The 25,041-nt window shown below is 64.9% G+C and carries 21 protein-coding genes; 14 read left to right on the top strand and 7 right to left on the bottom strand.

What is annotated here, in order from left to right; all coding sequences use genetic code 11:
- The first annotated feature begins 215 nt into the window (after positions 1–215).
- Both AABA86_RS04990 and AABA86_RS04985 read left to right on the top strand, forming a co-directional pair.
- Positions 216–995, top strand: coding sequence for a helix-turn-helix transcriptional regulator (locus tag AABA86_RS04990; protein WP_338305953.1), 780 nt, complete (start codon positions 216–218; stop codon positions 993–995).
- 109 nt (positions 996–1,104) lie between these two features.
- Positions 1,105–3,396 carry a TonB-dependent siderophore receptor gene (locus tag AABA86_RS04985; RefSeq protein ID WP_338305952.1) on the top strand — a complete coding sequence of 764 codons (2,292 nt, stop codon included), beginning with the start codon at positions 1,105–1,107 and terminating at the stop codon, positions 3,394–3,396.
- A 37-nt stretch (positions 3,397–3,433) separates the two neighbouring features.
- Here the strand turns inward: AABA86_RS04985 and AABA86_RS04980 are convergent, their stop codons facing one another.
- The 3 genes from AABA86_RS04980 to AABA86_RS04970 all read right to left on the bottom strand — a co-directional run bounded on the left by AABA86_RS04980 (position 3,434) and on the right by AABA86_RS04970 (position 7,100).
- The gene (locus AABA86_RS04980) at positions 3,434–3,796 is read right to left on the bottom strand and encodes a hypothetical protein (RefSeq protein WP_338305951.1); all 363 of its coding nucleotides are present in this window, start codon (positions 3,794–3,796) and stop codon (positions 3,434–3,436) included.
- Positions 3,797–4,118: 322 nt separating this feature from the next.
- A complete protein-coding gene (locus tag AABA86_RS04975; protein ID WP_338305950.1) occupies positions 4,119–5,555 on the bottom strand; it encodes a glutamine synthetase family protein in 1,437 nt (478 codons plus the stop codon).
- 186 nt (positions 5,556–5,741) lie between these two features.
- Positions 5,742–7,100, bottom strand: a complete 1,359-nt coding sequence (locus tag AABA86_RS04970; protein WP_338305949.1) for an aromatic ring-hydroxylating dioxygenase subunit alpha — start codon at positions 7,098–7,100, stop codon at positions 5,742–5,744.
- Between the two features lie 111 nt (positions 7,101–7,211).
- Here AABA86_RS04970 and AABA86_RS04965 point away from each other — a divergent pair, with 111 nt between their 5' ends.
- Positions 7,212–7,997, top strand: coding sequence for an IclR family transcriptional regulator domain-containing protein (locus AABA86_RS04965; protein ID WP_338305948.1), 786 nt, complete (start codon positions 7,212–7,214; stop codon positions 7,995–7,997).
- A gap of 167 nt (positions 7,998–8,164) precedes the next feature.
- A complete protein-coding gene (locus AABA86_RS04960) occupies positions 8,165–8,497 on the top strand; it encodes a PRC-barrel domain-containing protein (protein WP_338305947.1) in 333 nt (110 codons plus the stop codon).
- Between the two features lie 38 nt (positions 8,498–8,535).
- Here AABA86_RS04960 and AABA86_RS04955 read toward each other — a convergent pair whose 3' ends face one another.
- Together AABA86_RS04955 and AABA86_RS04950 are read right to left on the bottom strand one after the other, a co-directional pair.
- Positions 8,536–8,928 carry a group II truncated hemoglobin gene (locus AABA86_RS04955; RefSeq protein WP_338305946.1) on the bottom strand — a complete coding sequence of 131 codons (393 nt, stop codon included), beginning with the start codon at positions 8,926–8,928 and terminating at the stop codon, positions 8,536–8,538.
- Positions 8,929–9,175: 247 nt separating this feature from the next.
- Positions 9,176–10,084 carry a helix-turn-helix transcriptional regulator gene (locus AABA86_RS04950; RefSeq protein ID WP_211415534.1) on the bottom strand — a complete coding sequence of 303 codons (909 nt, stop codon included), beginning with the start codon at positions 10,082–10,084 and terminating at the stop codon, positions 9,176–9,178.
- Between the two features lie 137 nt (positions 10,085–10,221).
- Here AABA86_RS04950 and AABA86_RS04945 point away from each other — a divergent pair, with 137 nt between their 5' ends.
- From AABA86_RS04945 to boxB, 5 genes are all read left to right on the top strand, one after another.
- Entirely contained in the window at positions 10,222–11,763 is a 1,542-nt protein-coding gene (locus AABA86_RS04945; RefSeq protein ID WP_338305944.1) for a benzoate-CoA ligase family protein, read from the top strand.
- Between the two features lie 260 nt (positions 11,764–12,023).
- Complete coding sequence (locus tag AABA86_RS04940) at positions 12,024–12,842, top strand: alpha/beta fold hydrolase (protein WP_338305943.1); 819 nt, start codon at positions 12,024–12,026, stop codon at positions 12,840–12,842.
- Between the two features lie 18 nt (positions 12,843–12,860).
- Entirely contained in the window at positions 12,861–13,385 is a 525-nt protein-coding gene (locus AABA86_RS04935) for a DUF309 domain-containing protein (protein WP_338305942.1), read from the top strand.
- Between the two features lie 110 nt (positions 13,386–13,495).
- On the top strand, positions 13,496–15,184 hold the full coding sequence (gene boxC, locus AABA86_RS04930) for a 2,3-epoxybenzoyl-CoA dihydrolase (RefSeq protein WP_338305941.1): 1,689 nt from the start codon (positions 13,496–13,498) through the stop codon (positions 15,182–15,184).
- A 136-nt stretch (positions 15,185–15,320) separates the two neighbouring features.
- Complete coding sequence (gene boxB, locus AABA86_RS04925) at positions 15,321–16,772, top strand: benzoyl-CoA 2,3-epoxidase subunit BoxB (RefSeq protein WP_212243978.1); 1,452 nt, start codon at positions 15,321–15,323, stop codon at positions 16,770–16,772.
- Between the two features lie 181 nt (positions 16,773–16,953).
- Here the strand turns inward: boxB and AABA86_RS04920 are convergent, their stop codons facing one another.
- On the bottom strand, positions 16,954–17,754 hold the full coding sequence (locus AABA86_RS04920) for an SDR family oxidoreductase (RefSeq protein WP_212243979.1): 801 nt from the start codon (positions 17,752–17,754) through the stop codon (positions 16,954–16,956).
- 242 nt (positions 17,755–17,996) lie between these two features.
- On the bottom strand, positions 17,997–19,055 hold the full coding sequence (locus AABA86_RS04915; RefSeq protein WP_338305938.1) for a polysaccharide deacetylase family protein: 1,059 nt from the start codon (positions 19,053–19,055) through the stop codon (positions 17,997–17,999).
- 164 nt (positions 19,056–19,219) lie between these two features.
- Here AABA86_RS04915 and AABA86_RS04910 point away from each other — a divergent pair, with 164 nt between their 5' ends.
- The 5 genes from AABA86_RS04910 to pstS all read left to right on the top strand — a co-directional run bounded on the left by AABA86_RS04910 (position 19,220) and on the right by pstS (position 24,986).
- Positions 19,220–20,614: an OmpA family protein gene (locus AABA86_RS04910; RefSeq protein WP_212243989.1), complete on the top strand. Its 1,395-nt coding sequence runs from the start codon at positions 19,220–19,222 to the stop codon at positions 20,612–20,614.
- A 2-nt stretch (positions 20,615–20,616) separates the two neighbouring features.
- Positions 20,617–20,919: a hypothetical protein gene (locus AABA86_RS04905; RefSeq protein WP_212243991.1), complete on the top strand. Its 303-nt coding sequence runs from the start codon at positions 20,617–20,619 to the stop codon at positions 20,917–20,919.
- Positions 20,920–21,396: 477 nt separating this feature from the next.
- Positions 21,397–22,455 carry a YbhN family protein gene (locus tag AABA86_RS04900; RefSeq protein WP_212243993.1) on the top strand — a complete coding sequence of 353 codons (1,059 nt, stop codon included), beginning with the start codon at positions 21,397–21,399 and terminating at the stop codon, positions 22,453–22,455.
- Between the two features lie 71 nt (positions 22,456–22,526).
- Positions 22,527–23,828 carry an ATP-binding protein gene (locus AABA86_RS04895; protein ID WP_338305935.1) on the top strand — a complete coding sequence of 434 codons (1,302 nt, stop codon included), beginning with the start codon at positions 22,527–22,529 and terminating at the stop codon, positions 23,826–23,828.
- Positions 23,829–23,972: 144 nt separating this feature from the next.
- Positions 23,973–24,986 (top strand): phosphate ABC transporter substrate-binding protein PstS, encoded by a 1,014-nt coding sequence (pstS, locus tag AABA86_RS04890; protein WP_028139782.1) that lies wholly within the window; start codon positions 23,973–23,975, stop codon positions 24,984–24,986.
- The last annotated feature ends 55 nt before the right edge of the window (positions 24,987–25,041 follow it).

The raw sequence follows: 25,041 nt of genomic DNA, 5'->3' as shown, positions 1-25,041 counted from the left end.
AATGCGCGGACTCTCTTCGAGCGAATCCAGTTTCGAATCCCTCCAAACCGCGCGCAGCGCTCTTGAGCGCGCCGCCGCCAGCGGTCAAAGAAGCCGCGGCGTAAGCGGATTCGATGCGGGACTTCTACGATCAAATTGTCGGACGGCCTCAGGACGATATCGGTTCCGCACAGCCCGGCGCTTCGACAGCGCAATGGCTGGATTTTCCGGGCTGCGTGTTTGTCAAAGGCGAGTTCCGAGCCGGCGCCGACGGCACCGCGATCGCAGCGCCGGGCCTGTTCATCTCGGTGGCCCTCGATGGTGGCGCAGGCCGCGGCATTCTGACGCGAGCAACTGGCGGCGAACGGCAGATGACGGCAATTGCCGTGCGCGAGAGCGGCGCGACGGAACGCGCCGCTCACTTCGGCGAGCGTCCCGCGATCGGCCTGGCGTTTCCCCAGACCTCGATCGATGGACTCGGACTCGGCGACGAGTTTCGGGCGCTGTTTGCGAACGACGTCGCGGGCGCAGCGATCGTCTCTCTGAGGGCGTCTGCGCGCATACAGGCTGTCGCGGCAGAAATGTTCTCGCCGCCGGTCGCCGGAAACGCGGCGCAGTTGTTGCTGTCGGCGCATGCCGCCGAGATCATGGTCCACGCCTTGTTCGGCGAACGCGGCCGGATTGCGGCCGATTCCGCCACCGATCTCCAATGGACCCGGTTGCAATCGGTCAAGCAGCGGATGGATGCCGATCTCGCCTATCCCTGGAGCATCGACGAGCTGGCGCGGAACGCTGGGCTGAGCCGCAGGTCCTTCAACCAGAAATTCCGGATGGCATATGGCCAGAGCGCGATCGACTATCTCAGGGCTCAGCGGCTCGATGCCGCACGGGCCTTCTTGATTCATCAGCGCTTGTCCGTCACCGAAGCGGCCTATCGGGTCGGCTATGCCCATCCGGCAAATTTCGCGACGGCTTTCCGCAGGCGTTTCGGCCATTCGCCGAACAGCTATCAGTAAACTCGAAAGCCTCCACGTGTGATCAAAGGCGATTTGCGCGCGCGCAAAGGCGGCGGCCGCTTTGATCTGGTTACACCCGGGTTGTTGAACACGGAACTCGGGGACGGCGATGCGGCGCAACGACGGGCAGACGCCCGGCTGGGAACGGATGGTGAGAACTGGTCTGGGCGCGGCCGGCTTGGGAGTGGTCCTGCACGCGACGCCCTCGGCGGCGCAGGTCTCCGGAACCAATTCGCCTTCGACGGCGGGCACATTGCCTCCGGTCACGGTGGAGGCACCGAGCCAGGCGCGTCCGCGTGCCCAATCTGCCCAGCGCGCCTCGCAATCGCAGCGCGGCCGCGTCGCGATCCCGCGCAATGCCGGGTCCGGACAAGCCAGAAACGCGGATACGCGCGAGGCAGGAAGCGGCCGCGCCAACGCGTCGAGCGAGAACAGCTATGTCGCAAGCAGCAGCTCGGCGGGCACCAGGACGAGCACGCCATTACTCGAGACGCCGCAGTCGATCTCGGTCGTGACACGCAAGGAGCTCAACGATCGCGCCGTGCAGACGCTGACGGAGGCGGTCGGCTATGAACCGGGCGTCCGCATCGATGCCTCCGGCTACGATCCGCGCTTCGACGCCATCTCGATCCGCGGCTTCGACATCACCTATAACGGTGTCTATCTCGACGGCCTGCGCCTCGTCGGGGCCGGTCTCAGCGTGTTCAAGACCGAGCCTTATGGCGCCGACAGCATCACCGTGGTGCGCGGGCCGAGCTCGGCCCTCTACGGCCTCGGTTCGCCCGGCGGATTGATAGACCTGCAGAGCAAGCTGCCGACCAGCCAGCCGTTCCACGAGGTGCAGACGCTGTTCGGCGACCGCGAGCGCGTGCAGGGCAATTTCGATCTCTCGGGGCCGGTCGATCCCAACGGTCAATTTTCCTATCGGCTGACCGGCGTCGTGCGCGACGCCGACGTGTTCGTGCCCGGCGGCAAGGACAATCGTGTCTATGTCGCTCCCGCCGTCACCTGGAGGCCGGACCAATCGACCACCCTCACCATTCTCGGCGCCTACCAGAAATCGAAGACGCCGGGGTCCATGTTCACCTATTCCTCGGGGACCGGCACCACCACGGACATCTCCACCGGCAGCCCGTCCTACAATTCGCTCGACCAGGAGCAGGGACGCGTCGGCTATCTGTTCGAGCACGCGTTCAACAACGCCGTGACCGTTCGCCAGAAATTCCGCTATGTCGACGTCGATGCGGTCACGCGCTATGTCGGCTTTCTCGGCGCTCCCGTCGGCAATGTCGTCTCGCGCTATACCGGCTACGTCCACGACACGCTGCAATCGGCCATCATGGACAACCAGGTCGAGGCGAAACTCTCGACCGGCCCGGTGCAGCACACGCTCCTGGTCGGCACCGACTACACGGCATCGAAATTCAACGACAAGCAGGGATTCGGCTTCGGGGTTTCCCCTCTCAATCTGGCCGCGCCGGTCTACGCGCCGGAATCCATTCCCGATCCGGCGATCTCGTCCTCGACGCAGCAGCGGCAGACTCAATCCGGCGTGTATATCCAGGACCAGGCCAAGCTCGACCACTGGATCCTGACGCTGAGCGGCCGCAGCGATTGGGTTCGCACCACGGGCGAGGATCAGTTCGCACTGACCCGGCAGCAGCAGTCCGATCAGGCCTATAGCGGGCGAGCCGGGCTGACCTATGTATTCGATTCCGGGGTTGCGCCTTACGTTGCCTATTCAACCTCGTTCTTTCCCAATCTCGGCGTCGATCCCACGGGCGCCTTCTTCAAGCCCACCACCGGCAAGCAGACCGAGATCGGCGTCAAGTATCAGCCGCCGGGGACGAGGAGCTTCATTACTGCTGCGGTGTTCGATCTGACCCAGAGCGGCGGCCTGGTCACGACCGGGACCGGCGTGACGGTCCAGCGCGGCGAGATTCAAAGCCGCGGCTTCGAATTGCAGGCGCTCGCGAGCCTCGGCGGCGGTTTCGACATCACCTCGTCCTATACCTATCTCGATATGGTCACCAGGCAGGCCGGCGACAGCGCGCAGATCGGCAAGTTTCCGTCGGGCAATCCTCCGCACACCGCGACGCTGTGGGGCAACTATGCCCTGCCGCTGTCAGGCCCGTTTGCAGGACTGAGCATCGGTGGCGGCGCGCGTTACATGTCCTGGAGCTATGGCGACGATCTGAACACGTTCAAGAACAGCTCGGTGACCCTGGTCGATGCTGCGCTGAAATATGATTTCGGCCAGGCGGCGAAGGAGCTGAAGGGCCTTCAGTTTCAGGTCAATGCCAAGAACCTGTTCAATCTGCACTACACGACGTGCCAGGTCGGATATTGCTACCGCGGCGCACCGCTGACCGTCATCGCAACGCTCGGCTACCGTTGGTGAGTATGGCGATGGCGAAGACCGGAGCTGGCTGCCGATCTTACCAATAGATCCCGTGGCGATGCAGCGCGCGGACGATTTGGGCGTCGGTGGACAGCTGACGCCGCTTCGGCTTGGTCGTTCCGGCCGAGCTTGCCGGCGGCGGTGATGGCGTGGCTGATGCCTTCGTGGCTGGTGCCGTCGTGGCCGCCGGTGCCGTTGCTGAGTTTGGTGCGGTGGTCTGGACGTTTGCCGGCTGCGACGGCGCCTGGGTGGTTTGCGGCGAGACCGTTGCCGCCGTGGCGGGCTGTTCGCTCGCCTGCTGGCTTGAATTGCTCGCTGCGAGACTGAGGCTCCGCGACCCACCCGCATAGGCCTGGCTTGTGAGCAGAGACACCGTTGCGATCAGGATCAGCTTGCGCATGGAAACGCTCCTAATCTGGTCAATCCGTCTTACCTATCGCGCATCCATTGAGTTTCAGCGCGCCAGATGGTGCCGACCGATGTTGATCAAGGTTGCCCGGCACGACAGGCGGTAGATCAGGCTGAATAATTGGTCCCACATGATCGAACTCCACTGTTGATCACATGCAGGAATCCTAGCGCAGGAGTCTTTCCGTGGGTTTTCGCGGGGATGGAAAATGGCTTCGTCCGGCAGCGGTGCGATGTCGTCGGAACCGGCGCGACGAAGCCGCTTCACACGGCCGTGAGCCGTTACTCTCTTGAGGAATCCCCAGGGCAGGGCGTCAAAACACCTCGAAATATTCGCGGTGCTCCCAGTCGGTCACTTCGGACAGGAAGCGGTCGATCTCGGCGTTCTTGATGTGGGTGTAGTAGTCGACGAACTCAGGCCCGAGCTTGTCGCGGAAGAAGGGATCGTCCTTCAAGGCGCTGACCGCATCGCGCAAGCTCTTCGGCAGCAGCGGCGCCTTGGTCTCGTAGGGCGTGTCGGCGGAGGGGCCGGGATCGAGCTTGCGGTCGACGCCGTCGAGGCCCGAGAGGATCTGCGAGGCCATGTAGAGATAGGGATTGGCGGCGGGCTCGCCGATGCGGTTCTCCAGGCGCGTTGCGGCATCATTGGCGCTGCCGAGCACGCGGATCATCACGCCGCGATTGTCGCGGCCCCAGATCGCGCGGTCGGGTGCCAGCGAATAGGAGCGGTAGCGCTTGTAGCCGTTGATGGTCGGCGTGGTGAACACGGTCGAGGCGCGGGCGTGGTCGAGCAGGCCGCCAAGGTAAGCCCGGCCAAACGCGCTGAGCGGCTCACTGCCGTCCTTGGCCATGAAGGTGTTTTCGCCGCTCGCGCGCGACACGATCGACTGGTGCAGGTGCCAGCCGCTCGCGAACACATTCGGCAGTTTCGGCCGGCACATGAAGGTGGCGTGATAGCCGTGGCGGCGCGCGATCTGCTTCACGGCGCTCCGAAACAGCACCATGTTGTCGGCGGGCTCCAGGCCCTTCTTCGGCGCGAAGGTGAACTCGCACTGACTCGGCCCGAACTCGACCTCGACCGAGCGCAAGGGCAAGCCGAGCGCGATGATGTCGCGGCGCAAGATCTCCAGCACCGGCTCCATCTGATCGAAGCGTTGCTCGGTGAGATATTGATAGCCGTGGCTGAGCAGGCTCACCGACGGCGGCGTGCCCGGCTGGCCGGCGTCCTCGGGGCGCATATGCGGGTCGTCGAGCTTGAAGATGTGGAATTCGACCTCGAGCCCGGCGACGAAATCGTGGCCGCGGCTCGCGAGCTGGTCGAGCACCTTGCGATACAGCGAGCGCGTCGCGAACGGCACCGGGCGGCCGTCGCCAAAATAGAGGTCGCACAGCACCCAGCCCGTGGCCGGCGCCCACGGCAAGACGCGAAACGTGGTGGTATCAGGCACCATCAGCACGTCGGCCGCGCCCTCCATCTCCTTCATGCCGAAGCCGCCGCCCGCGGTGAACACCGGAAACACCGTGCGGTGCGAGGTGTCCTTGGCCAGCATGGTGGTGGTGATGGAGCAGCCGCTCTCCAGCGAGGCGATCGCCTCGGAGGCGATGAGGGTCTTGCCGCGCAGGATGCCGTGCTGGTCGGGGAAGGCGAGGCGGATGACCTCGAGGTTCTTCTCCTCGACGATGCGCCGCATGCGCGACGCGGCGTCCCTCTGCTCATCCGACCACAGCGCATGATGCGCGACGAAAGTCACTTTGGTTGCTCCTTCTCGCTCGATGAGAGTATGGGGCACACTGTCATCGTCCGCGAAGGCGGACGATCCAGTATTCCAGAGACGGTCCACGAGAGGCCGCGGCGTACTGGATGCCCCGCCTGCGCGGGGCATGACAGTGGAGAACGTGGGGCCGCCGTCGCGACCCGCCGGCGGCGATTGGCATCCTCACTCCGCCGCCGTCAACCGGTGCACATTGTCCGCGATCTCCTTCGGCACAGGTGCGGTCCACGGCGCGCCGCGGCGGCGCTTGACGTCGACCTCCATCCAGTAGGTCTCCCAGCCCCGGGTCGGCCCGATGCCGTCCATGGTCGCCGGTCCCTGGATCGAACGTGCGTTGCTCTCGTCGAGGTGCAGCATCGGCTTCTCGCCGCCTGCGACCTTCTCGATCTCCTGCCGCAGCAGGCGGCGATACTGCACGATCGCCTTGTCGCTCGATCCGAGATGCTCCTGGGTGCGGTCCTGGATCGCGCCCATCGACTCCACCGCCCACTGGTCGTGGACGTTGATGTCGTTGCCCATGCCGGTATAAGTCGCGGTCTGCTGCTCGTGCGGATCGAAGCCGTAATCGTTAGCTCGGTTCTTGCGCGATTTGTAGTCCGGCAGCTCATAGAGCTCGAGCCGCTGGTCGCGCATCTTCTGCTTGTCGACCGGGTTCGAATAGCTGGTGAAGATCGCGTACCAGTAGCAGTTCTCGTCGTCGACCGGGACGTGCCACTGCGTGATCGTCATCTCCGTGCTCATGGGGATGACGAAGCCGTGGGGGAAGAGCTGATTGGTGACGCGCACATGGGTGCGCTCCTCGTCGATCTCGCGCAGCGCGATCAGCCGCAGGCCGTATTCGGTATGCTCGACATTGATGATCGGGCGGTCGTACTCGCGCAATATCTTCGTCATCGGCAGGTCGGAGCCGGCGGAGGCGCCGCGGAACTGCTTGCCGTAGGCGGTCGAGGTGTCCTCATCCTCGAAGAAGCGGTGCAGATAAGAGGCGTGCGCGGGATCGATGCCGACCTCCAGCGCCTGCAGCCAGTTGCAGGCCATGTGGCCCTTGAACGCAAAGGTGTGGGTGCCGGGCGCGACGAAGCAGTCGATCTCCGGGAATGCGGGCGGGGCGCCCTCGCCGAGATAGGCCCAGAGGATGCCGCTCTTCTCGACCACAGGATAAGAGCGCTGCCTGATGTTCTGGCAGAGTTTCGAGTCCTTCGGCTCGGCCGGCGTCTCGATGCACTGGCCGGTGGCGTCGAACAGCCAGCCGTGGAAGGCGCAGCGCAGGCCGCCGTGCTCGAGCCGTCCGAAGGCGAGGTCGGCGCCGCGATGGGCGCAGTGACGGTCGATCAGGCCGTAGCGGCCAGCTTCGTCGCGAAACAGCACCAGATTCTCGCCGAGCAGTTTGACGGGGCGGATGGGACGATCGCCTTCGAGTTCATCCACCAGGGCCGCCGGCTGCCAGTAGCTCCGCATCAGCTTTCCGCAGGGGTCCTTCGGACCGGTGCGGGTGATCAGGTCGTTCTGCTCCTGGCTCATCATGGCGAGGACATCCCTTTGTGGAGTGGCGTTTGTTCGCCTATTGAACGAATGGGCGAATTATGACATGCCTTGAACCAGCAGCAAGCACTATTTTGCAGGATTGTCCCGAGCATGCCCAAGCTGAAGCGAAGCGAGAGCGACGAGCGTGCGACGGATTTCGTCGAGAGCCTCGATCGTGGCCTGCGCCTGCTGCAATGCTTCGGCACCACGGCAGGCCCGATGACCTTGAGCGATCTCGCCCGCGCCGCCGAGCTGCCGCGCGCCACCGCACGGCGCATGCTGTTCACGCTCCAGCGCGGCGGTTTTGTCTCTGGCGATGGAAAACTATTTTCGCTGACGCCGCATGTGCTGACGCTCGCAGCGTCCTATCTGCGATCCAACCAGCTCGTCACGGTGCTGCAGCCGGTGCTCGATCGGGTCGCGACGGCGGCAAACGAAATATCGTCGCTCGCGGTGCTTGATGGTGACAACGTCGTGTTCGTCGCACGCAGCAGTCCGGCGCGCATGTTCTCGGGCGGATTGGAGATCGGTTACCGTCTGCCTTCCTTCTGCACCTCGGTCGGCCGCGCCATGCTCGGTCAGTTCGACGATGCCGATCTTGTTGCCCGCCTGAAGGCGATGCAACGCGAGGCGCTGACGCCGCAGACGGTGACCGATCCCAAGGCGCTGCTTGCGCGTATTGCGGCTGATCGCGCGCAAGGCTATTCGCTGGTCGACCGCGAGGCCGAGCCGCATTTCCGCTCGATCTCGGTCCCCGTGTGCCGCTACGACGATGTCATCGTCGCCGCCATCAACATGGGCGCCCATGTCGATCGGGTGCCGGCGCAGGAATTGATCGGCCGTTTCCTGCCGCTGTTGCGGGAAGGCGCGGAGTCCGTGCGTTCGCAGCTGCTGTAAGCGTAGGGTGGGTTAGCCTTGGCGGCTGCGCGAAGCGCAGTCGCTTGGCGTAACCCACCACTTCTCGCGCCCCGAGACCTAAAGAGGTGGGTTACGCTGACGCTAACCCACCCTACAGTCCGCCGTCTGTGCTATAATGCGCTCCACACAACACCAGGGAGCACGCCATGCAACACACCATGGTTCCCAGTGATCGCGTCGAGCACGTCGCCGTCTATGGTGGCGACGGCACGAAGCTCGGCACGATCGAGCGATTGATGCTCGACAAGGTCAGTGGAACGGTCGCTTACGCCGTGATCAAGACCGGCAGGCCGCTCGGGACACATCACCATTACCCCGTGCAATGGAGCGCGCTCAAATATGATCCGGGACGTCAGGCCTTCCAGGTCGAACTGACGCCGGAGCAATTGAGCAGCGGTCCTTGCGAAGTCGATGGTGAGGAGTTCGATTGGGGCGACCGCTCGCGGCCCTACCAGCATCCGAACTACTGGTCGATCTAGCCGCGTCGGAAGTATGGGCTACGCTCCGGTAAGCAGCGTCACGGCCGGTTACGCATCCAGTCGGCGAGGCCTGATATCGCCTTGTCGAGGTCCTGACCCGCAGCGAGGTCGGCGATCGTCTCCTCCATCGCGCCGCGTATGCACAGCATCCACGCATTGCGCTCGGCATCGCCGATGGCAAAGCCGATGTGCCGCTGGCGCAGCCGCGGATGGCCCTTCTCGACGGAGTAAAGCCGCGGGCCGCCGGTCCACTCGGTGAGATAGCGCTTCAGCACGTCCCTGATCAGGCCGAGGTCGTCCGCATGCATGGCGCGGATCACTTGCGCCTCCGGCAGCGTGTCCATGCGGTCGTAGAAGCGGTCGACAAGGGCGTCGATCGTGGCACTGCCGCCGATCCGCTCGAACATGGTGGTGACGTCGGTGGAGGTCATGATCTGTCCAAAAAACTCGCTGTGACGCTTTGATATAGTGTTGCCGGAGGTCGTGCAAAATCCCCGCTGTCGTCCCGGACAAGCGCGCCTCAAGCGCGCGCAGATCCGGGACCCATAACCACAGGGAGGAGTTTGGCGAAGGCTCGCTGTTCGGTACTTCTACCGATCGCAACTGATAGATCACGCGGTATGGGTCCCGGATCTTCGCTTCGCTCGTCCGGGACGACGGCCGAGGCTGGTCAATTACCTACAGCGCCACGCTGCGCAAGCCAAAACTGCGGGCTTCGTTCTGCAGCACGGGCCGCACCGCATCGATCAGCCGCGCGGCCGCTGCGTCGACGCTGAGACCTGCCGTGTCCACCACCGCCGTCGCGCGCGAATACAGGGGCTCGCGGCTGAGCAGGATGTTGCGCAGCTCCGCCATCGCGGAGCGGTCGTCCGCCATTGGACGCAAATCGCCCTGACGGCGGACGCGGGCCATGTGCTCTTCGGGCTCGGCCTTCAGCCAGATCGTGTAGAACGAGGTCAGGATCTGGTCGAAGGTCAAAGGCTCGGAGACGATGCCGCCGCCGGTCGCCAGCACCATCAGCTCGTTGCGCGCGAGCAGCTGTTGCAGTGCCGCCTGCTCCATGCGGCGAAAGCCTTCCTGGCCGTACAGCGCGATGATCTCGGCGACCGAGAGCCCGTTCTGCTGCTCGACCTCCTTGTTGAGCTCGACAAAACTCCAGCCGACCTTCTTCGCCAGCATCCGGCCGAGCGTCGACTTGCCGGCGCCGCGCAGGCCGATCAGCGCGATGCCGCAGAACGGCGCGCGCCGCGGTGCGGTTGCACTGCCGCCGGCGAGCAGATCTTTTGCCTGCGCGATCTGGGCAGGCGTGGCCTTGCGCAGCAGGTCGCGAAACATCTGCCAATCCGGCGTCGGATCGGCGCTGGGAAGCAGATCTTCGAGATGCGCGCCCATCGCGTCGGAGACGCGACGCAAGAGCACGATGGAGACGTTGCCCTTGCCGCTTTCGAGCTGCGCGATGTAGCGCTCCGAGATTCCTGATACCTTGGCGAGCACTTTGCGCGACATGCCGCGTAGCGCGCGCATGGTGCGCACGCGCTGGCCGAGCTGTTCGAGAAATCGGGATTCTGCGTCGGGACTGTCGGTCATGAGCCTTCTTTAAGGGATGTCTCTTTGAAGGGTGTCCTGCGGCGCATTTTAATGAAACATAATGCCTGCTAGCATTGACAGCAAGCCAATGCGGTGTCTTTCTATGAATTATAATTCTAAATTCGGGGGAGAAGTCCGTGAGCGAGGGATCCTATAACGCGGTGACCTGGCTGCTCGACCGTAACGTCGAGCAGGGCCGCGGCAACAAGCTCGCCTTCGACGACACCGTCTCGCGGCTCACCTATGGCGAGCTTCAGCGCGAGAGCCGGCGCGCCGCCAACATGCTGCGCCGGCTCGGCGTCCGCCGCGAGGAGCGCGTGGCGATGATCATGCTGGACACCGTCGATTTCCCGCTTCTGTTCCTGGGCGCGATCCGCGCCGGCATCGTGCCGGTGCCGCTCAACACGCTGCTGACCGCGGACCAGTACGCCTACATCCTCGCCGACTGCCGCGCGCGCGTGCTGTTCGTCTCCGAGGCACTCTATCCCGTCATCAAGGACGTGGTCGGCCGCATGCCCGATCTCGAGCATGTCGTGGTCTCCGGCGCCAAGCAGAACGGGCACAAGCAGCTTGCCGAGGAGCTCAACGGCGAAAGCGATCAGTTCGCCACCGCCGCGACGCATCCTGACGAGCCGGCGTTCTGGCTCTATTCGTCCGGCTCGACCGGCATGCCCAAGGGCGTGCGCCATATCCATTCCAATTTGCAGGCAACCGCCGACACCTACGCCAAACAGGTGCTCGGCATCCGCGAGAGCGATGTGTGTCTCTCCGCCGCCAAGCTGTTCTTCGCCTATGGGCTCGGCAACGCGCTGACCTTCCCGATGTCGGTCGGCGCCAGCGTGATCCTGAACAGCGAACGGCCGACGCCGGCGCGGATGTTCGACTTGATGAACCGCTACAAGCCGTCGATCTTCTACGGCGTGCCGACCTTGTTCGCGGCGATGCTCAACGACGAGACGATGAAGGCGGAACGTGGCGGCGGTGCCTTGCGCATCTGCACCTCGGCCGGCGAGGCGCTGCCGGAATCCGTCGGCACCAGCTGGAAATCGCGCTTCGGCGTCGACATTCTCGACGGCGTCGGCTCGACCGAGCTGTTGCACATCTTCCTGTCGAATGCGCCCGGCGACATCAAATACGGCTCATCCGGCAAGCCGGTGCCGGGCTATGCGGTGCGGCTGGTCAACGAGGCCGGCCAGGACGTCGCCGACGGCGAGGTCGGTGAGCTCCTGGTCGATGCGCCCTCGGCCGGCGAGGGCTATTGGAATCAGCGCCACAAGAGCCGCCGCACTTTTGAGGGCCCCTGGACCCGCACCGGCGACAAATATGTCCGCGACGCTGACGGCCGCTACACCTTCTGCGGCCGCGCCGACGACATGTTCAAGGTCTCCGGCATCTGGGTCTCGCCGTTCGAGGTCGAGAGCGCGCTGATCACCCATCCCGCCGTGCTGGAAGCCGCCGTGGTGCCCGAGGCCGATCCCGAAGGCCTGTTGAAGCCAAAGGCCTTCGTCGTGCTGCGGCCGGGCGCAACGACGACGGGGCTGCAGGAGATGCTCAAGGAGCACGTCAAGCAGAAGATCGGCCCCTGGAAATATCCGCGCTGGATCGACGTGGTGGAGTCCTTGCCGAAGACGGCGACGGGAAAGATCCAGCGGTTCAAGCTGCGGGAAGGCGCGAATTGAGCATGCGCGCATGTTGATGGTGACTGACACCGTCGCGGCAAACTCCACTGCGCTCCCTCCCCCCTTGCGGGGGAGGGCGGGGGAGAGGGGTAGCCCAGCAAAAGGTGTTCGTCGTCGCGCACCAGACGTTCTTCGTCGCATCGGGAGTCCCCGTGTGGCACCCCTCTCCCTAGCCCTCCCCCGCAAGGGGGGAGGGAACGACTGAGCAAGTGGCGCGTGACGGCGTCCCACGTTGAATGCGACGGACGAAGAGTGACAGCATGACCAACCTCACCCCCACCGGCTTCCTCAGCATCGGCGGCGCCAGCCTCGAATATAAATGGCTCGCGCCGCCATCCGCCGACGCCCCCACCATCGTCATGCTGCACGAAGGCCTCGGCTCGGTCGGGCTCTGGGGCGATTTCCCTGAGAAGCTGCAACAAGCGACCAGTGCCGGCATCTTCCTCTACTCGCGCGCCGGCTACGGCCAGTCGAGCCCGGTGACATTGCCGCGTCCGCTGGACTACATGCAGCGCGAGGCGCTGGACGTGCTGCCGAAGCTGCTCGATGCGATCGGCTTCAAGCGCGGCCTGCTGCTCGGCCATTCCGACGGCGCCTCGATCGCGACGATCTATGCCGGCGCGCATCAGGATCACCGTGTCAGCGGCCTCGTGCTGATCGCGCCGCATTTCATCGTCGAGGACATCTCGGTGAAATCGATCGCCGCGATCAAGGCGAGCTTTGAGACCACGGACCTGAAGGCCAAGCTCGCGCGCTGGCACAAGGACGTCGACAACGCCTTCTACGGCTGGAACGGCGCCTGGCTCGATCCGAAATTCCGCGACTGGGACATCTCGGAATATCTGGCCTATATCCGCGTTCCCATCATGGTCCTGCAAGGTGCGGGCGACCAATATGGGACACTGCGTCAGGTCGAAATTGCGCAGGAAGAGTGTTACTGTCCGATAGATTTTAAAGTCATTTCAGACGCGGGCCATTCCCCGCATCGTGAAGCGCCGGGGGCGACGCTTGACGCGATTGAGCAATTTGCAAAAGCGGCCCTGCGCGACGATCAGGGACTCGGGGGACGCGCCGCATGACCATGCGGAGGCACATCCATGAATGTGCCTTCACATGCGGCCGGCCCATTGCCATGGCCGCAATGGGCCTATGTGCCGGGCGAGACCGGCGGCATCGAGGCCGATAACGAAACGCTTGGCTTGGCCAAGGCGCTGGTGCCCTCGGCCTTTCGCGGCTTCGTGCCGGCGCGCCATCCGGCGCTGCGCTACGGGCTCGCGCTCAACGACCGCGGCTATTTCTGGGAAGCGCAGGAGGTGCTGGAGACGGTGTGGGCCGCAGCCCCGCAGAGCGGCCGCGAACGCATCCTGCTGCGCGCCTGCATCCATATCGCCAACGCCAATCTGCGCTTGCGCATGCAGAAGGCGCATTCGGCCGCGCGCCTGTTCGGCGACGCGCTGGCGGAGCTGCGAGCGTTGAGCGCGCGCAAGGGAGCCAGCGGCGGCGACGGTTTTGTCGAGAGCTTTCCGGTCGCGGCCCTGGTGGCGCTGCTCCAGGCCAAGATCGGCCGCCCGCAGCTGTCGAAGGCCGACTGGATCGCGCTTGGCGCGATTGTGCGGTTCTGACCGACTGCATGAAACAAAGTGCATGCATGAGCGGTTAAGGGCTAGACGCATTCAAAAAGATGCACTATTGTGCATCTAACGGTAAACCAAAACGAGCTCAAGGGTGGCCCATGGCCGGGGAAGATCGGCGCCTCGCAGGCGGCGCGACATTCATCGATTTCCAGACCGAACCGTCGCGCTACAAGCACTGGAAGCTCGCGGTCGAGGGTGACGTCGCGACGCTGACCATGGACGTCGACGAGAACGGCGGCCTGTTCGAGGGCTATCTGCTCAAGCTCAATTCCTACGATCTCGGCGTCGACATCGAGCTGGCGGACGCGGTCCAGCGCCTGCGCTTCGAGCATCCGGACGTGAAGGTCGTGGTGATGCGCTCGGCCAAGAACCGCGTGTTCTGCGCCGGCGCCAACATCCGCATGCTCGCGGGCTCCACCCATGCCCACAAGGTGAACTTCTGCAAGTTCACCAACGAGACCCGCAACGGCATGGAGGATTCGTCGGAGAATTCCGGCCAGCGCTTCATCACCGTGGTGAACGGCTCGGCCGCCGGCGGCGGCTATGAGCTGGCGCTCGCGACCGACTACATCATCCTCGCCGACGATGGCGCTTCCTCGGTGGCGCTGCCCGAAGTGCCGCTGCTCGCGGTGCTGCCGGGCACCGGCGGGCTGACGCGCGTGGTCGACAAGCGCAAGGTGCGCCGCGACCATGCCGATTTCTTCTGCACCATCGAGGAGGGCGTGAAGGGCAAGCGCGCCGTGCAGTGGCGCCTCGTCGACGAGATCGCGCCGAACTCGAAGCTCGAAGGCAAGATCGCCGAGCGTGCCAAGGAATTTGCGGCCGCCTCGAAGCGCAAGGGCAGCGGCAAGGGCATCGCGCTGACACAGCTCAAGCGCGCGATCGACGCGACCAGCATCCGTTACGGCTTCGTCACCGTCGACATCGACCGTGCCGCCCGCATCGCCACGATTGCGATCAAGGCGCCGGAGGCCGCGCCGCCCGCCGACATCGACGGCATGATGGCGCAGGGCGCTTCGTTCTGGCCGCTCCAGGTCGCGCGCGAGCTCGACGACGCCATCCTTCATCTGCGCATCAACGAGCTCGAGATCGCCATGCTGGTGTTCAAGAGCCATGGCGACCGCGCCCATGTGCTCGCGCACGACGCGTTCCTCGAAGCCAACAAGGCGCACTGGCTGGTCAACGAGATCCGCCACTATTGGAAGCGCGTGCTCAAGCGCATCGACGTCACCTCGCGCACGCTGGTGACGTTGGTCGAGCCCGGCTCCTGCTTCGCCGGCACCTTGGCCGAACTCGTCTTCGCCGCCGACCGCTCCTACATGCTGATCGGCACGCGCCAGGGCGACAACCGTCCGCCGCCGTCGATCGAGCTCTCCGCCATGAATTTCGGCCCGTATCCGATGAGCCACGGCCTGACCCGGCTGGAGTCGCGCTTCCAGGCCGATCCCTCCGATGTGGAACGCGCCGAGGCCACGATGGGCACCGCGCTCGATGCCGAACAGGCCGAAGAGCTCGGCCTCGTCACCTTCGCGCTCGACGACATCGACTGGGACGACGAGGTCCGCGTGTTCCTGGAGGAGCGCGCCAGCTTCTCGCCCGACAGCCTCACCGGCATGGAAGCCAGCCTGCGCTTCGTCGGCCCGGAGACGATGGAATCGAAAATCTTCTCGCGCCTGACCGCGTGGCAGAACTGGATCTTCCAGCGCCCCAACGCGGTCGGCGAGGAAGGCGCGCTGCGCCGCTATGGCAGCGGGCAGAAGCCGAAATTCGATATGACGCGGGTTTAGCGACTTTCGTGTCCCGGGCGCGACGCAACGCGAAGCGGTGCGACGCAGAACCGGGACCCAGACGGACCAGACACAGGTCACGGCTCAGCAGTGCAGCACTGCGTCCGGGACACGACAGGGAGCAAGGAGCACGGCCATGAACATGAACATCATGAACGTCGACTACTCGACCAAGATTCCCAACAACGTCAATCTCGCCGAAGACCGCCAGGTGCTCAAAGCGCTGGAAGGCTGGCATCCCGGCTACATGGACTGGTGGAGCGACATGGGGCCGGAAGGCTTCCAGGAATCGCTGGTCTATTTGCGCACCGCCTATTCGGTCGATCCGCGCGGCTGGGCGAAGTTCGACTATGTCCGCATGCCCGACTATCGCTGGGGCATCCTGCTTGCGCCGCAGGAAGAGAACCGCGTCGTGCCGTTCGGCGAGCATTACGGCGAGCCGGCCTGGCAGGAAGTCCCGGGCGAGCATCGCGCCATGCTGCGCCGCCTGATCGTGATTCAGGGCGACACCGAGCCTGCCTCGGTCGAGCAGCAGCGCCATCTCGGCAAGACCGCGCCCTCGCTCTACGACATGCGCAACCTGTTCCAGGTCAATGTCGAGGAAGGCCGCCATCTCTGGGCGATGGTCTACCTGCTGCAGAAATATTTCGGCCGCGACGGCCGCGAGGAAGCCGATGATTTGCTGCGCCGCCGCTCCGGCGATGCCGACGCACCGCGCATGCTCGGCGCCTTCAACGAGGCAACGCCGGACTGGCTGTCGTTCTTCATGTTCACCTATTTCACCGACCGCGACGGCAAGATGCAGCTGCACAGCCTCGCGCAGTCCGGCTTCGATCCGCTGTCGCGCACCTGCCGCTTCATGCTGACCGAGGAAGCGCACCACATGTTCGTCGGCGAGACCGGCATCACCCGCGTCGTGCAGCGCACCTGCGATGCGATGCGCGAGGCCGGCATCACCGACCCCACCGACATCGCGAAAGTCCGCGCGCTCGGGGTGATCGACCTGCCGACCATCCAGAAGAAGCTGAACCTGCATTACACGCTGTCGCTTGATCTGTTTGGCTCGGAGGTCTCGACCAACGCGGCGAACGCCTTCAACGCCGGCATCAAGGGCCGCTATCACGAGACCCAGATCGAGGATGATCACCAGCTCAAGAACGCCACCTATCCGGTGCTGAAGTTCATCAACGGCGAGATCAAGCTGGTCGACGAGCCGGCGCTGACCGCGCTCAACATGCGCCTGCGCGACGATTACAGCCAGGATTGCGTCAAGGGCATGCTGCGCTGGAACAAGGTGATCTCGACCGCCGGATATGACTTCCAGCTCAAGCTGCCGAACGTCGCCTTCCACCGCCATATCGGCGAGTTCAAGGACGTGCACGCGACGCCCGACGGCCTCCTGATCGACGATGCCACCTGGGCCAAGCGCAAGGACGAATGGCTGCCCTCGACCGCCGACGGCGACTTCATCACCTCCCTGATGCAGCCCGTCACGGAGAGCGGCAAGTTCGCCTCCTGGATTTCGCCGCCGAAGGTCGGCATCGACAACAAGCCCGGCGATTTCGAGTATGTGAAGATCGAGTCGTAGGGGCGCCTGCGAGACGCGACGACCGCGCCACGCACTCACTCTCATCGCCCGGCTTGACCGGGCGATCCAGTATTCCAGAGACGGTTGTGATAGAGCCGAGAAGCCGCGGCGTACTGGATGCCCCGGTCAAGCCGGGGCATGACAGCGAGTATGAGGCGCGCTCTATGCTAGCTCGCGCCACCTACCCCGCGATCTCCAGCCCGGCATTCGCATACACCACGCCGCCATCGACGGCGATGGTGTTGCCGACCACGTAATCACCCGCACGCGAGGCGAGATAGATCGCCAGCCCTGCCATGTCCTCGTCGGTCCCGATCCGACGCGCCGGAATGCGCTTTGCGACTTCGTCCGAATGGTCGCGCGCGGCCCGGTTCATGTCGGATTTGAACGCGCCCGGCGCGATCGCGGTGACGTTGATGTTGTCCTTGATCAATTTCGTCGCCATGCGCCGCGTCAGGTGGATCACGGCGGCCTTGCTGGCGGCGTAGGAATAGGTCTCGCCCGGATTGACGAAGATGCCGTCGACCGAGGCGATGTTGATCACCTTCGCCGGCCGCTCGTGCGACGCCGCCGCGCGTAGCGGCTTGGCCAGCGCCTTGGTCAGGAAGAACAGCGACTTGACGTTGAGATCCATCACCTTGTCCCAGCCGCTTTCGGGGAACTCGTCGAACTCCGCGCCCCAGGCAGCTCCGGCATTGTTGACGAGGATGTCGAGCTTCGGCTCCAGCTTGATGATTTCGCCGGCGAGCCTGTCGCAACCTTCGACGGTCGAGATGTCGATCGGGAGCGCGATGCACTCGCCGTCATATTGCGCAGTGAGCTCCTTGGCGGTGGCCTCGCACGGCCCCGCCTTGCGCGCGGTGATGTAGACCTTCGCAGCGCCGGCGCTGAGAAATCCCGCCGCGATCATCTTGCCGATGCCGCGCGAGCCGCCGGTCACCAGCGCGACGCGGCCTTTGAGCGAGAACAGATCGTTGAACATATGGTGCCTCCCTGGGTTGGCGATGTTTTGAGCGGGGAGGGGTGGGGAGTCAAGGAAGGCCGCGCGTGGAATGCATGAGCCGTTCAACCAGCTCAGTGTCGTCCCTGCGAACGCAGGGACCCATAACCACAGGGAGAAGTTTGGCGAAGGCTAGTCGTTCGGTCCGCCCACCGATCACAAACCGATAGATCACGCGGTATGGGTTCCTGCGTTCGCAGGGACGACGGCGGTGATCGGAGCGCCTACGCCGCCGCGATCCGGCGAAAACCGTTCCACATCGCGGTTGCGGCGCCCGAGGTCAGCACCGGCAGGATTCGCGCGTCCTGGTAGTTGCCGTTGAGCGAAACGCGCGGCAGCGCCGTCATGTGGGCGGCATTGTCGGCGAACAGCATGCCGGGCCGCGTCGTCACCGCGGTCTTGAAGCCCGCCGTTGCAGCAAGGCCGAATTCGCGCATCCCCGCGGCCTCGCGGTCGCCATAGGGATAGGCGAGATGCAGCACGGGGCGGTCCAGCGCCTGCTCGATCCGCGCGCGGCTCGTGGCGATCTCCTGCGCGGCGATGTCTTCCGCCAGCTTGGCGAGGTTGCAATGGCTGACGCTGTGCGCGCCGATCGTGACCAGCGGATCGGCGGCAAAGGTCTTCAGCTCGGCCCAGGACAGGCAGAGGCTGCGGCACAGCGCTGCCATGTCGACATCGTATGTCGCGCAGAGCGCCTCGATCTCCCGTTTGAGATCGTGCTCGCCCGGCAGTGCGCGCAGCCAATCGTGCAGCCGGTCGAACGTTGCCTGCTTGGCGGCTGGCGTCGTCGCATCGAGCCGCAGCACGGAATGGCCTACTCTGACGTCGATCTGCTCGACCTTGGCGATCACGGCCTCCAGCGCCGCCCACCACAGCCGTCCAGTGCCCTCGGCAAAATCGCTCGCGACATAGACCGCCAGAGGCGCGTCAAATTCGCGCAGCACGGGCAGCGCGTAGTCCAGATTGTCGCGATAGCCGTCGTCGAAGGTGAAGGCGGCGAAGCGGCGGTCGAACCGGCCCTGCACCAGCCGCTCATGCAGCTCGTCCATGCTGATGATGTCGATGTCGCGCGAGCGCAGATGGCACAGCGTCGCACGCAGGAATTCGGGGGTGACTTCGAGATGCCGGTTCGGCTGGAACGCGGCCTCACGGGCCGGCCGCACGTGGTGCAGCATGAAAATGGCGCCGACGCCCGACAAAAGCGGGCGCAGCAGGTGGTGCGCCCCGCTGAAATAGAGTGCTCCCAGCCCGGCGCGGATGACGTTGTTACGCAGTTGTTTCATGACCCGCTGGCGGACTCTGGCATTCCACTTTCAACTTACGGAAGAACCCTTGAAGAAAAAGTTATTCCGATTGTCCAGGCGGGGCCTTCGCAAGGGCACCATTTCCGGTTTGACAGCCTGCCAAGGGTTTGTTTTGTCTCCGGTTCCAGAGTTCGGGTCGTCGAATGCAGAAGCTTTTCAAGTGGGCCAGCAAATGGTGGCCGGGGCTGATCCCCTTGGCCGTCATGTGGGGATTTGCGGCCTGGAATAACACCTTACCGGTCGAAGCCGACCTGTCGGCCCGCAGCTCGGCGGCGCTGAAGGACACCGTTCTGGACAAGACCCGGATCGCGGTCGACGGCCGCGACGTCAGCCTGGCCGCGGACGCCTTCTCCGAGGAGGGGCGCCGCGATGCCGTGGTGGCGGTCGAGACCGTCCCGGGCGTGCGCCTGGTCGACGACCGGACCCGCCTTGTTCCCGAGGCCAAACCCTTCGTCTGGAACGCCGAGCGCGACGTGGTGCGGGTGACGCTGTCCGGCTCCGCGCCCTTGCCGTCGATGAAGGGCCGGCTGACCGAGGCGGCCCGCAAGGAGGTCGGCGGCGTCGAGGTGGCCGACCAGATGGGGCTGGCGCGCGGTGCGCCGCCGCGGTTCGAGGCCGCCGCGATGCTGCTGCTGGACCAGATCGGCAAGCTGAAGGACGGCAAGATCACGATCACGGACACCAAGGTCAATCTGTCGGGCATGGCGCGCGATCTCGGCGGCCGCGAGGCGATCGTGGCTGCGTTGAAGAACCTGCCCGAGGGCTTCTCGGTCGCCGCCAACGACGTCAAGGCGCCGCCCTATATCTTCCAGGCCTACAAGGATCCGGTCGCCGCGACCGTGACGCTGACCGGCTACGTTCCCGACAACACCATCCACGCCGCGATCGCCACCAGCGCCGCGCGAAAATTCTTCACCGAGAAGGTCGTCGACAATCTCAAGGCCAGCGTCGGCGCGCCCGGCTCCTTCAACACCGCCGTGGTCGCAGCGCTCGGCGCGCTGTCGCGGCTGTCGACCGGCACGCTCGTCGTCTCCGACCGCGAGGTGAAGCTGTCGGGCGACGCGCTCTACGAGGCGGCCGCCAACGACATCCGCGCCGGCCTCGGCAAGGACTTCCCGAAGAATTGGCAGTACAAGCCGGAGATCACCGTGAAGCCCGCGGCGGGCCCGGTCGACGGCACCGTGTGCCAGCAATTGTTCACGGACCTTCTCGCCAAGGGCAAGATTCGCTTCGCGGCCAAGCGCGCCGACATCGATCCGGATTCCGCCGCCATCCTCGATCATCTGATCGAGACGGCGCTGCGCTGCCCCACCACCAATGTCGAGGTTGCCGGGCATACCGACGCCGACGGCGAGGACGGCTTCAACCGGGCTCTCTCGGAGAAGCGCGCACAGGCGGTGATCGACTATCTGGTCAAGGCCGGCCTGCCCGCCAGCCGCTTCACCGCGGTCGGCCATGGCAGCACGCAGCCGCTCGCCGGCAACGACACCGACGAAGGCAAGGCGCAGAACCGCCGCATCGAATTTCTGGTGAGGTGACGATGCCCTATCTCGTCTCGTTCCATCTGGGCTGGCTGATCGGCTCGCTGCTGCTGGGCTTTTGCATGGGCTGGATCTCGGTGGTCCAGCGCGGCAACGGCACCTCGAAGGTGACGGCGCGCTGGCTCGCCGCGCTTGCTGCCGCCCTGGTCGCGGCCTCGTTCGCACACGTCGTTCCCGGCCGCTTCGGCTACTGGCTCGATCTCGGCCTGATCATGTTCGCCTGCTACCTCGTCGGCTGCACCATCGGCGCCTGGCTGCGCGACCGGGTGGTTGCGCGCACCGCACCGCCCGCCGCTCTGTGACGTTGCTACGCACCCGACCCCTTCGGTCGGAGTGAGGCGCTGGAGCGGGGCCGCCGCGGCCTTACGGCGCGCCGGAAATCCGTGAACGGCAGCGTCGACCGCCCTCTTTCAACAGGCGGGCGCGGTCCATAGATTGACGTCGGCTTAAGGCGTGAAGGAACATTATGCGGCCGAAATCATCAAAACTTCATGGCGCCTGCGCAGGATCGCCATGGAGATTCGCCTCAGGTCCTGCCGCCGAAGGCGCCAAACCGTGCATCAGGAGCCCGCAACCCTGCCTAAAATATTGAATGCACGTGTTTTTGTTCGAATTGGCGAATTCCACTCCGCCCCAAAACGCGCTAGTGGAGGGGCGGGGGGCATGCGCGATGCCGGAGCCGGCGGCAAGGGATCGTCGAGTGCCGTTCGTTGAGTGCCTGTGCGTCGTCCGCCTGTTCGCCGGCCACCCTGGCCGCTGAAGCGTTGTTCGAGGTCTAGATGCTGGAAGCCATACGCAGGGCGGTGTCGTTTCTGCGCCAGAAGCAAATCCTGCATAAGCTTGGCGTTGTGATCAGCGTCGCGGTTATCGGCATCGCTTGCTATGTGCTCTACCACATGCTGCGAGGCATCGATTTCAACGAAGTCCTCGAGGCGATCAAGAGCACCGAGCCGACCCAGATTGCGATGGCGGCGCTGTTCGTCACCGCGGGCTATTTCACCCTGACCTTCTACGATTTGTTCGCCGTGCGCGCGATCGGCCATGCCCATGTGCCCTATCGCATCAACGCGCTGGCGGCCTTCACCAGCTATTCGATCGGCCACAATGTCGGCGCCAGCGTCTTCACCGGCGGTGCGGTGCGCTATCGCATCTATTCGGCCTACGGGCTGAACGCGATCGACGTCGCAAAGATCTGCTTCCTTGCCGGCCTGACCTTCTGGCTCGGCAATGCCGCCGTGCTCGGCCTCGGCATCTCCTATCATCCGGAGGCCGCCGCCTCGATCGACCTGCTTCCGCCCTGGCTGAACCGGGTGATGGCGCTGATGATCATCGTCGGGCTGGTCGGCTACGTGGTCTGGGTCTGGACCCAGCCGCGCGTGGTCGGCCGCGGGCCCTGGACCGTGGTGTTGCCCGGCGGCCCGCTGACGCTGCTCCAGATCGCGATCGGCATCGTCGATCTCGGCTTCTGCGCGCTCGCGATGTACGTGCTGGTCCCGGACGAGCCCAATCTCGGCTTTGTCGTGGTCGCGGTGATCTTCGTCTCGGCCACCCTGCTCGGCTTCGCCAGCCACTCGCCCGGCGGGCTCGGGGTGTTCGACGCCGCCATGCTGGTCGGTCTCTGGCAGATGGATCGCGAGGAACTTCTGGGCGGCATGCTGCTGTTCCGCGTCCTCTATTATCTGTCCCCTTTCGTCATATCTGTAATCTTGCTGACGTTTCGCGAAGTTATCATCGGCGCACGATCGAAGCGCTTGCAGCAGGCGGCGCTCAAGCTCGACCCCGGCCCGGCGCGTGAAGCCGCTTACGTGAGAGAGCGCAGCGACGGCGCCAAGCCTTAGGAGTAAGGCCTTAGGAGTCAGGCCTTAGGAGTGAAGTCTTAAGGACAAACCACCAGGAGAAGTCCGCCCCGATGGCGATCGACGCCCCATCTTCTTCTCCCTCCGCCCAGCCCTGGTCCGACCGGCTGCGGCATTCGACCGTGATCCTGATCGCCGCGGCGCTGGCGCTGTCCGTCGTGGTCTCGCTCGGCGAATTGTCGGCGCTGCACGCCGCGATCGTATTCCTCTGTATCGCGGCGGCGGCGCTGATCCCGTGGCGCCTGCATGATCCCGCCGCCTCGCGCGACGACGTCAGGCGGATCACCCCGGTCGAGAGCGCGGCGGTGGCCGCGGTCGTCGCCGGCATGCCGGATCCGGCGGTGCTGCTCGACCGCGCCGGCCGCGTCATCCACCTCAACGCCGCCGCCGCCCAGCTCGCGCCGGCGCTGCGCCGGAACGAGCTCGCCCAGTTCGCGCTGCGCTCGCCGGAGATCATCACGGCGCTGCGCGAGGCGATCGCGACCACCGAGCCGCGGCGCGCGACCTATCTCGACCACGTCCCGGTCGACCGCTGGATGGAGCTCATGATCACGCCGGTGCCGGTGCCGACCAGCTTCGGCGGCGCCGACAAATGCATGCTGATGACCTTCCACGACCAGACGCCGCTGCGCCGGGTCGAGGAGATGCGCGCCGACTTCGTCGCCAATGCCAGCCACGAGCTGCGCACGCCGCTGGCCGCACTGTCGGGCTTCATCGACACGCTGCAGGGCCAGGCCAAGGACGATCCCAAGGCGCGCGAGCGCTTCCTCGGCATCATGCACAACCAGGCCACCCGCATGGCGCGCCTGATCGACGATCTCTTGTCGCTGTCGCGGGTCGAGCTGTCGGCCCATGTCCGGCCCGACACGCTGGTCGACCTGCTGCCGATCATCCGCCAGGTCGCCGACGGGCTCGAGCCGCTGGCGCGCGAGCGCCAGGTCGAGGTCGAGATCGATCTGCCCGATGGCCCGGTGATGATCGCGGGCGACCGCGAGGAGCTGCTCCGACTGTTCGAGAATTTGATCGAGAACGCGCTCAAATACGGCGCCTCCGGCGGACGCGTCATCGTGACGCTGACATCTGGCGCGGCCATTGATGGAACTCAGGAAATCCGGATCATGGTCCGCGATTTCGGCCCCGGCATCTCGCCCGAGCACCTGCCGCGGCTGACCGAGCGGTTCTACCGGGTCGACGTCGGCGACAGTCGCTCGCAGGGCGGCACCGGGCTCGGATTATCGCTGGTGAAACATATTCTTAACCGTCATCGCGGCCGGCTTTTGATCGAGAGCGTGCCCAAGCAGGGCGCCACTTTCACCGCCTGTTTTCCCCAGGGCAAGCCTGCTGCTCTGAGCTGAATTTATAACGATTTCAGTCGCTTAAGATAGTCATTCAGCTGTCACGAAACCTTCGTAAAAGCACAGCCGACCGCTCCTAAAGGGGCGGCACGGGGAGCGCGATCGGGCGCTGATGGCGCTTCGCTCCCCTGTATGGAGACCAGCATGAATTTCCTCAAGACGATCGTCGCTGCCGGCTTGGTCGCCGCATCGGCGACAGCGGCCTTTGCTGCCGACATCACCGGCGCCGGCGCCACGTTCCCGTTCCCGATCTATTCCAAATGGGCTGACGCCTACAAGAAGGAGACCGGCAACGGTCTGAACTACCAGTCGATCGGTTCCGGCGGCGGCATCAAGCAGATCCAGGCCAAGACCGTGACCTTCGGCGCCAGCGACGCGCCGCTCAAGGCCGAGCAGCTCGAGAAGGACGGCCTCGTGCAGTGGCCGATGGTGATGGGTGCCATCGTCCCCGTCGTCAACCTCGAGGGCGTGAAGCCCGGCGAGATGGTGTTCGACGGCGAGACGCTCGCCAGCATCTATCTCGGCAAGATCACCAAGTGGGACGACGCCGCGATCAAGAAGCTCAATCCGAACGTGAAGCTGCCCTCGGAAGCCATCACCGTGGTCCGCCGCTCGGACGGTTCGGGCACCACCTTCAACTTCACCAACTATCTCGCCAAGGCCAGCGCGGACTGGAAGAGCAAGGTCGGTGAGGGCACCGCGGTCGAGTGGCCGGTCGGCGTCGGCGCCAAGGGCAACGAAGGCGTGTCGGGCAACATCAGCCAGACCAAGAACTCGATCGGTTACGTCGAGTACGCCTATGCCAAGCAGAACAAGCTGACCTACACCGGTCTCGTCAACAAGGCCGGCAAGCCGGTGCAGCCGACCGTCGAAGCCTTCCAGGCGGCCGCCTCCAACGCCGACTGGGCCAAGGCGCCCGGCTACTACGTCATCCTGACCGACCAGCCCGGCGAGAAGTCCTGGCCGATCACGGCGGCGACCTTCATCCTCATGCACAAGGACGCCACCGACAAGGCGGCCTCGCAGGAAGCCATCAAGTTCTTCCGCTGGGCCTTCAAGAGCGGCGGCAAGGCGGCTGAAGAGCTCGACTACATCCCGATGCCCGAGGGCGTCGTGACCCTGATCGAGAAGACCTGGGCTGCCGAGATCAAGAGCTAAGGTGCTCCTGTCCCGGACGCCGCGCTGGGACCCGCAAGACTTCCGCTCCGGATCG

The organism is Bradyrhizobium sp. TM233, from assembly GCF_036247965.1.
GTDB lineage: Bacteria > Pseudomonadota > Alphaproteobacteria > Rhizobiales > Xanthobacteraceae > Bradyrhizobium > Bradyrhizobium ottawaense.
Note: the sequence above shows the minus strand (reverse complement) of the source record. Positions and strands in the feature narration are given on the sequence as shown.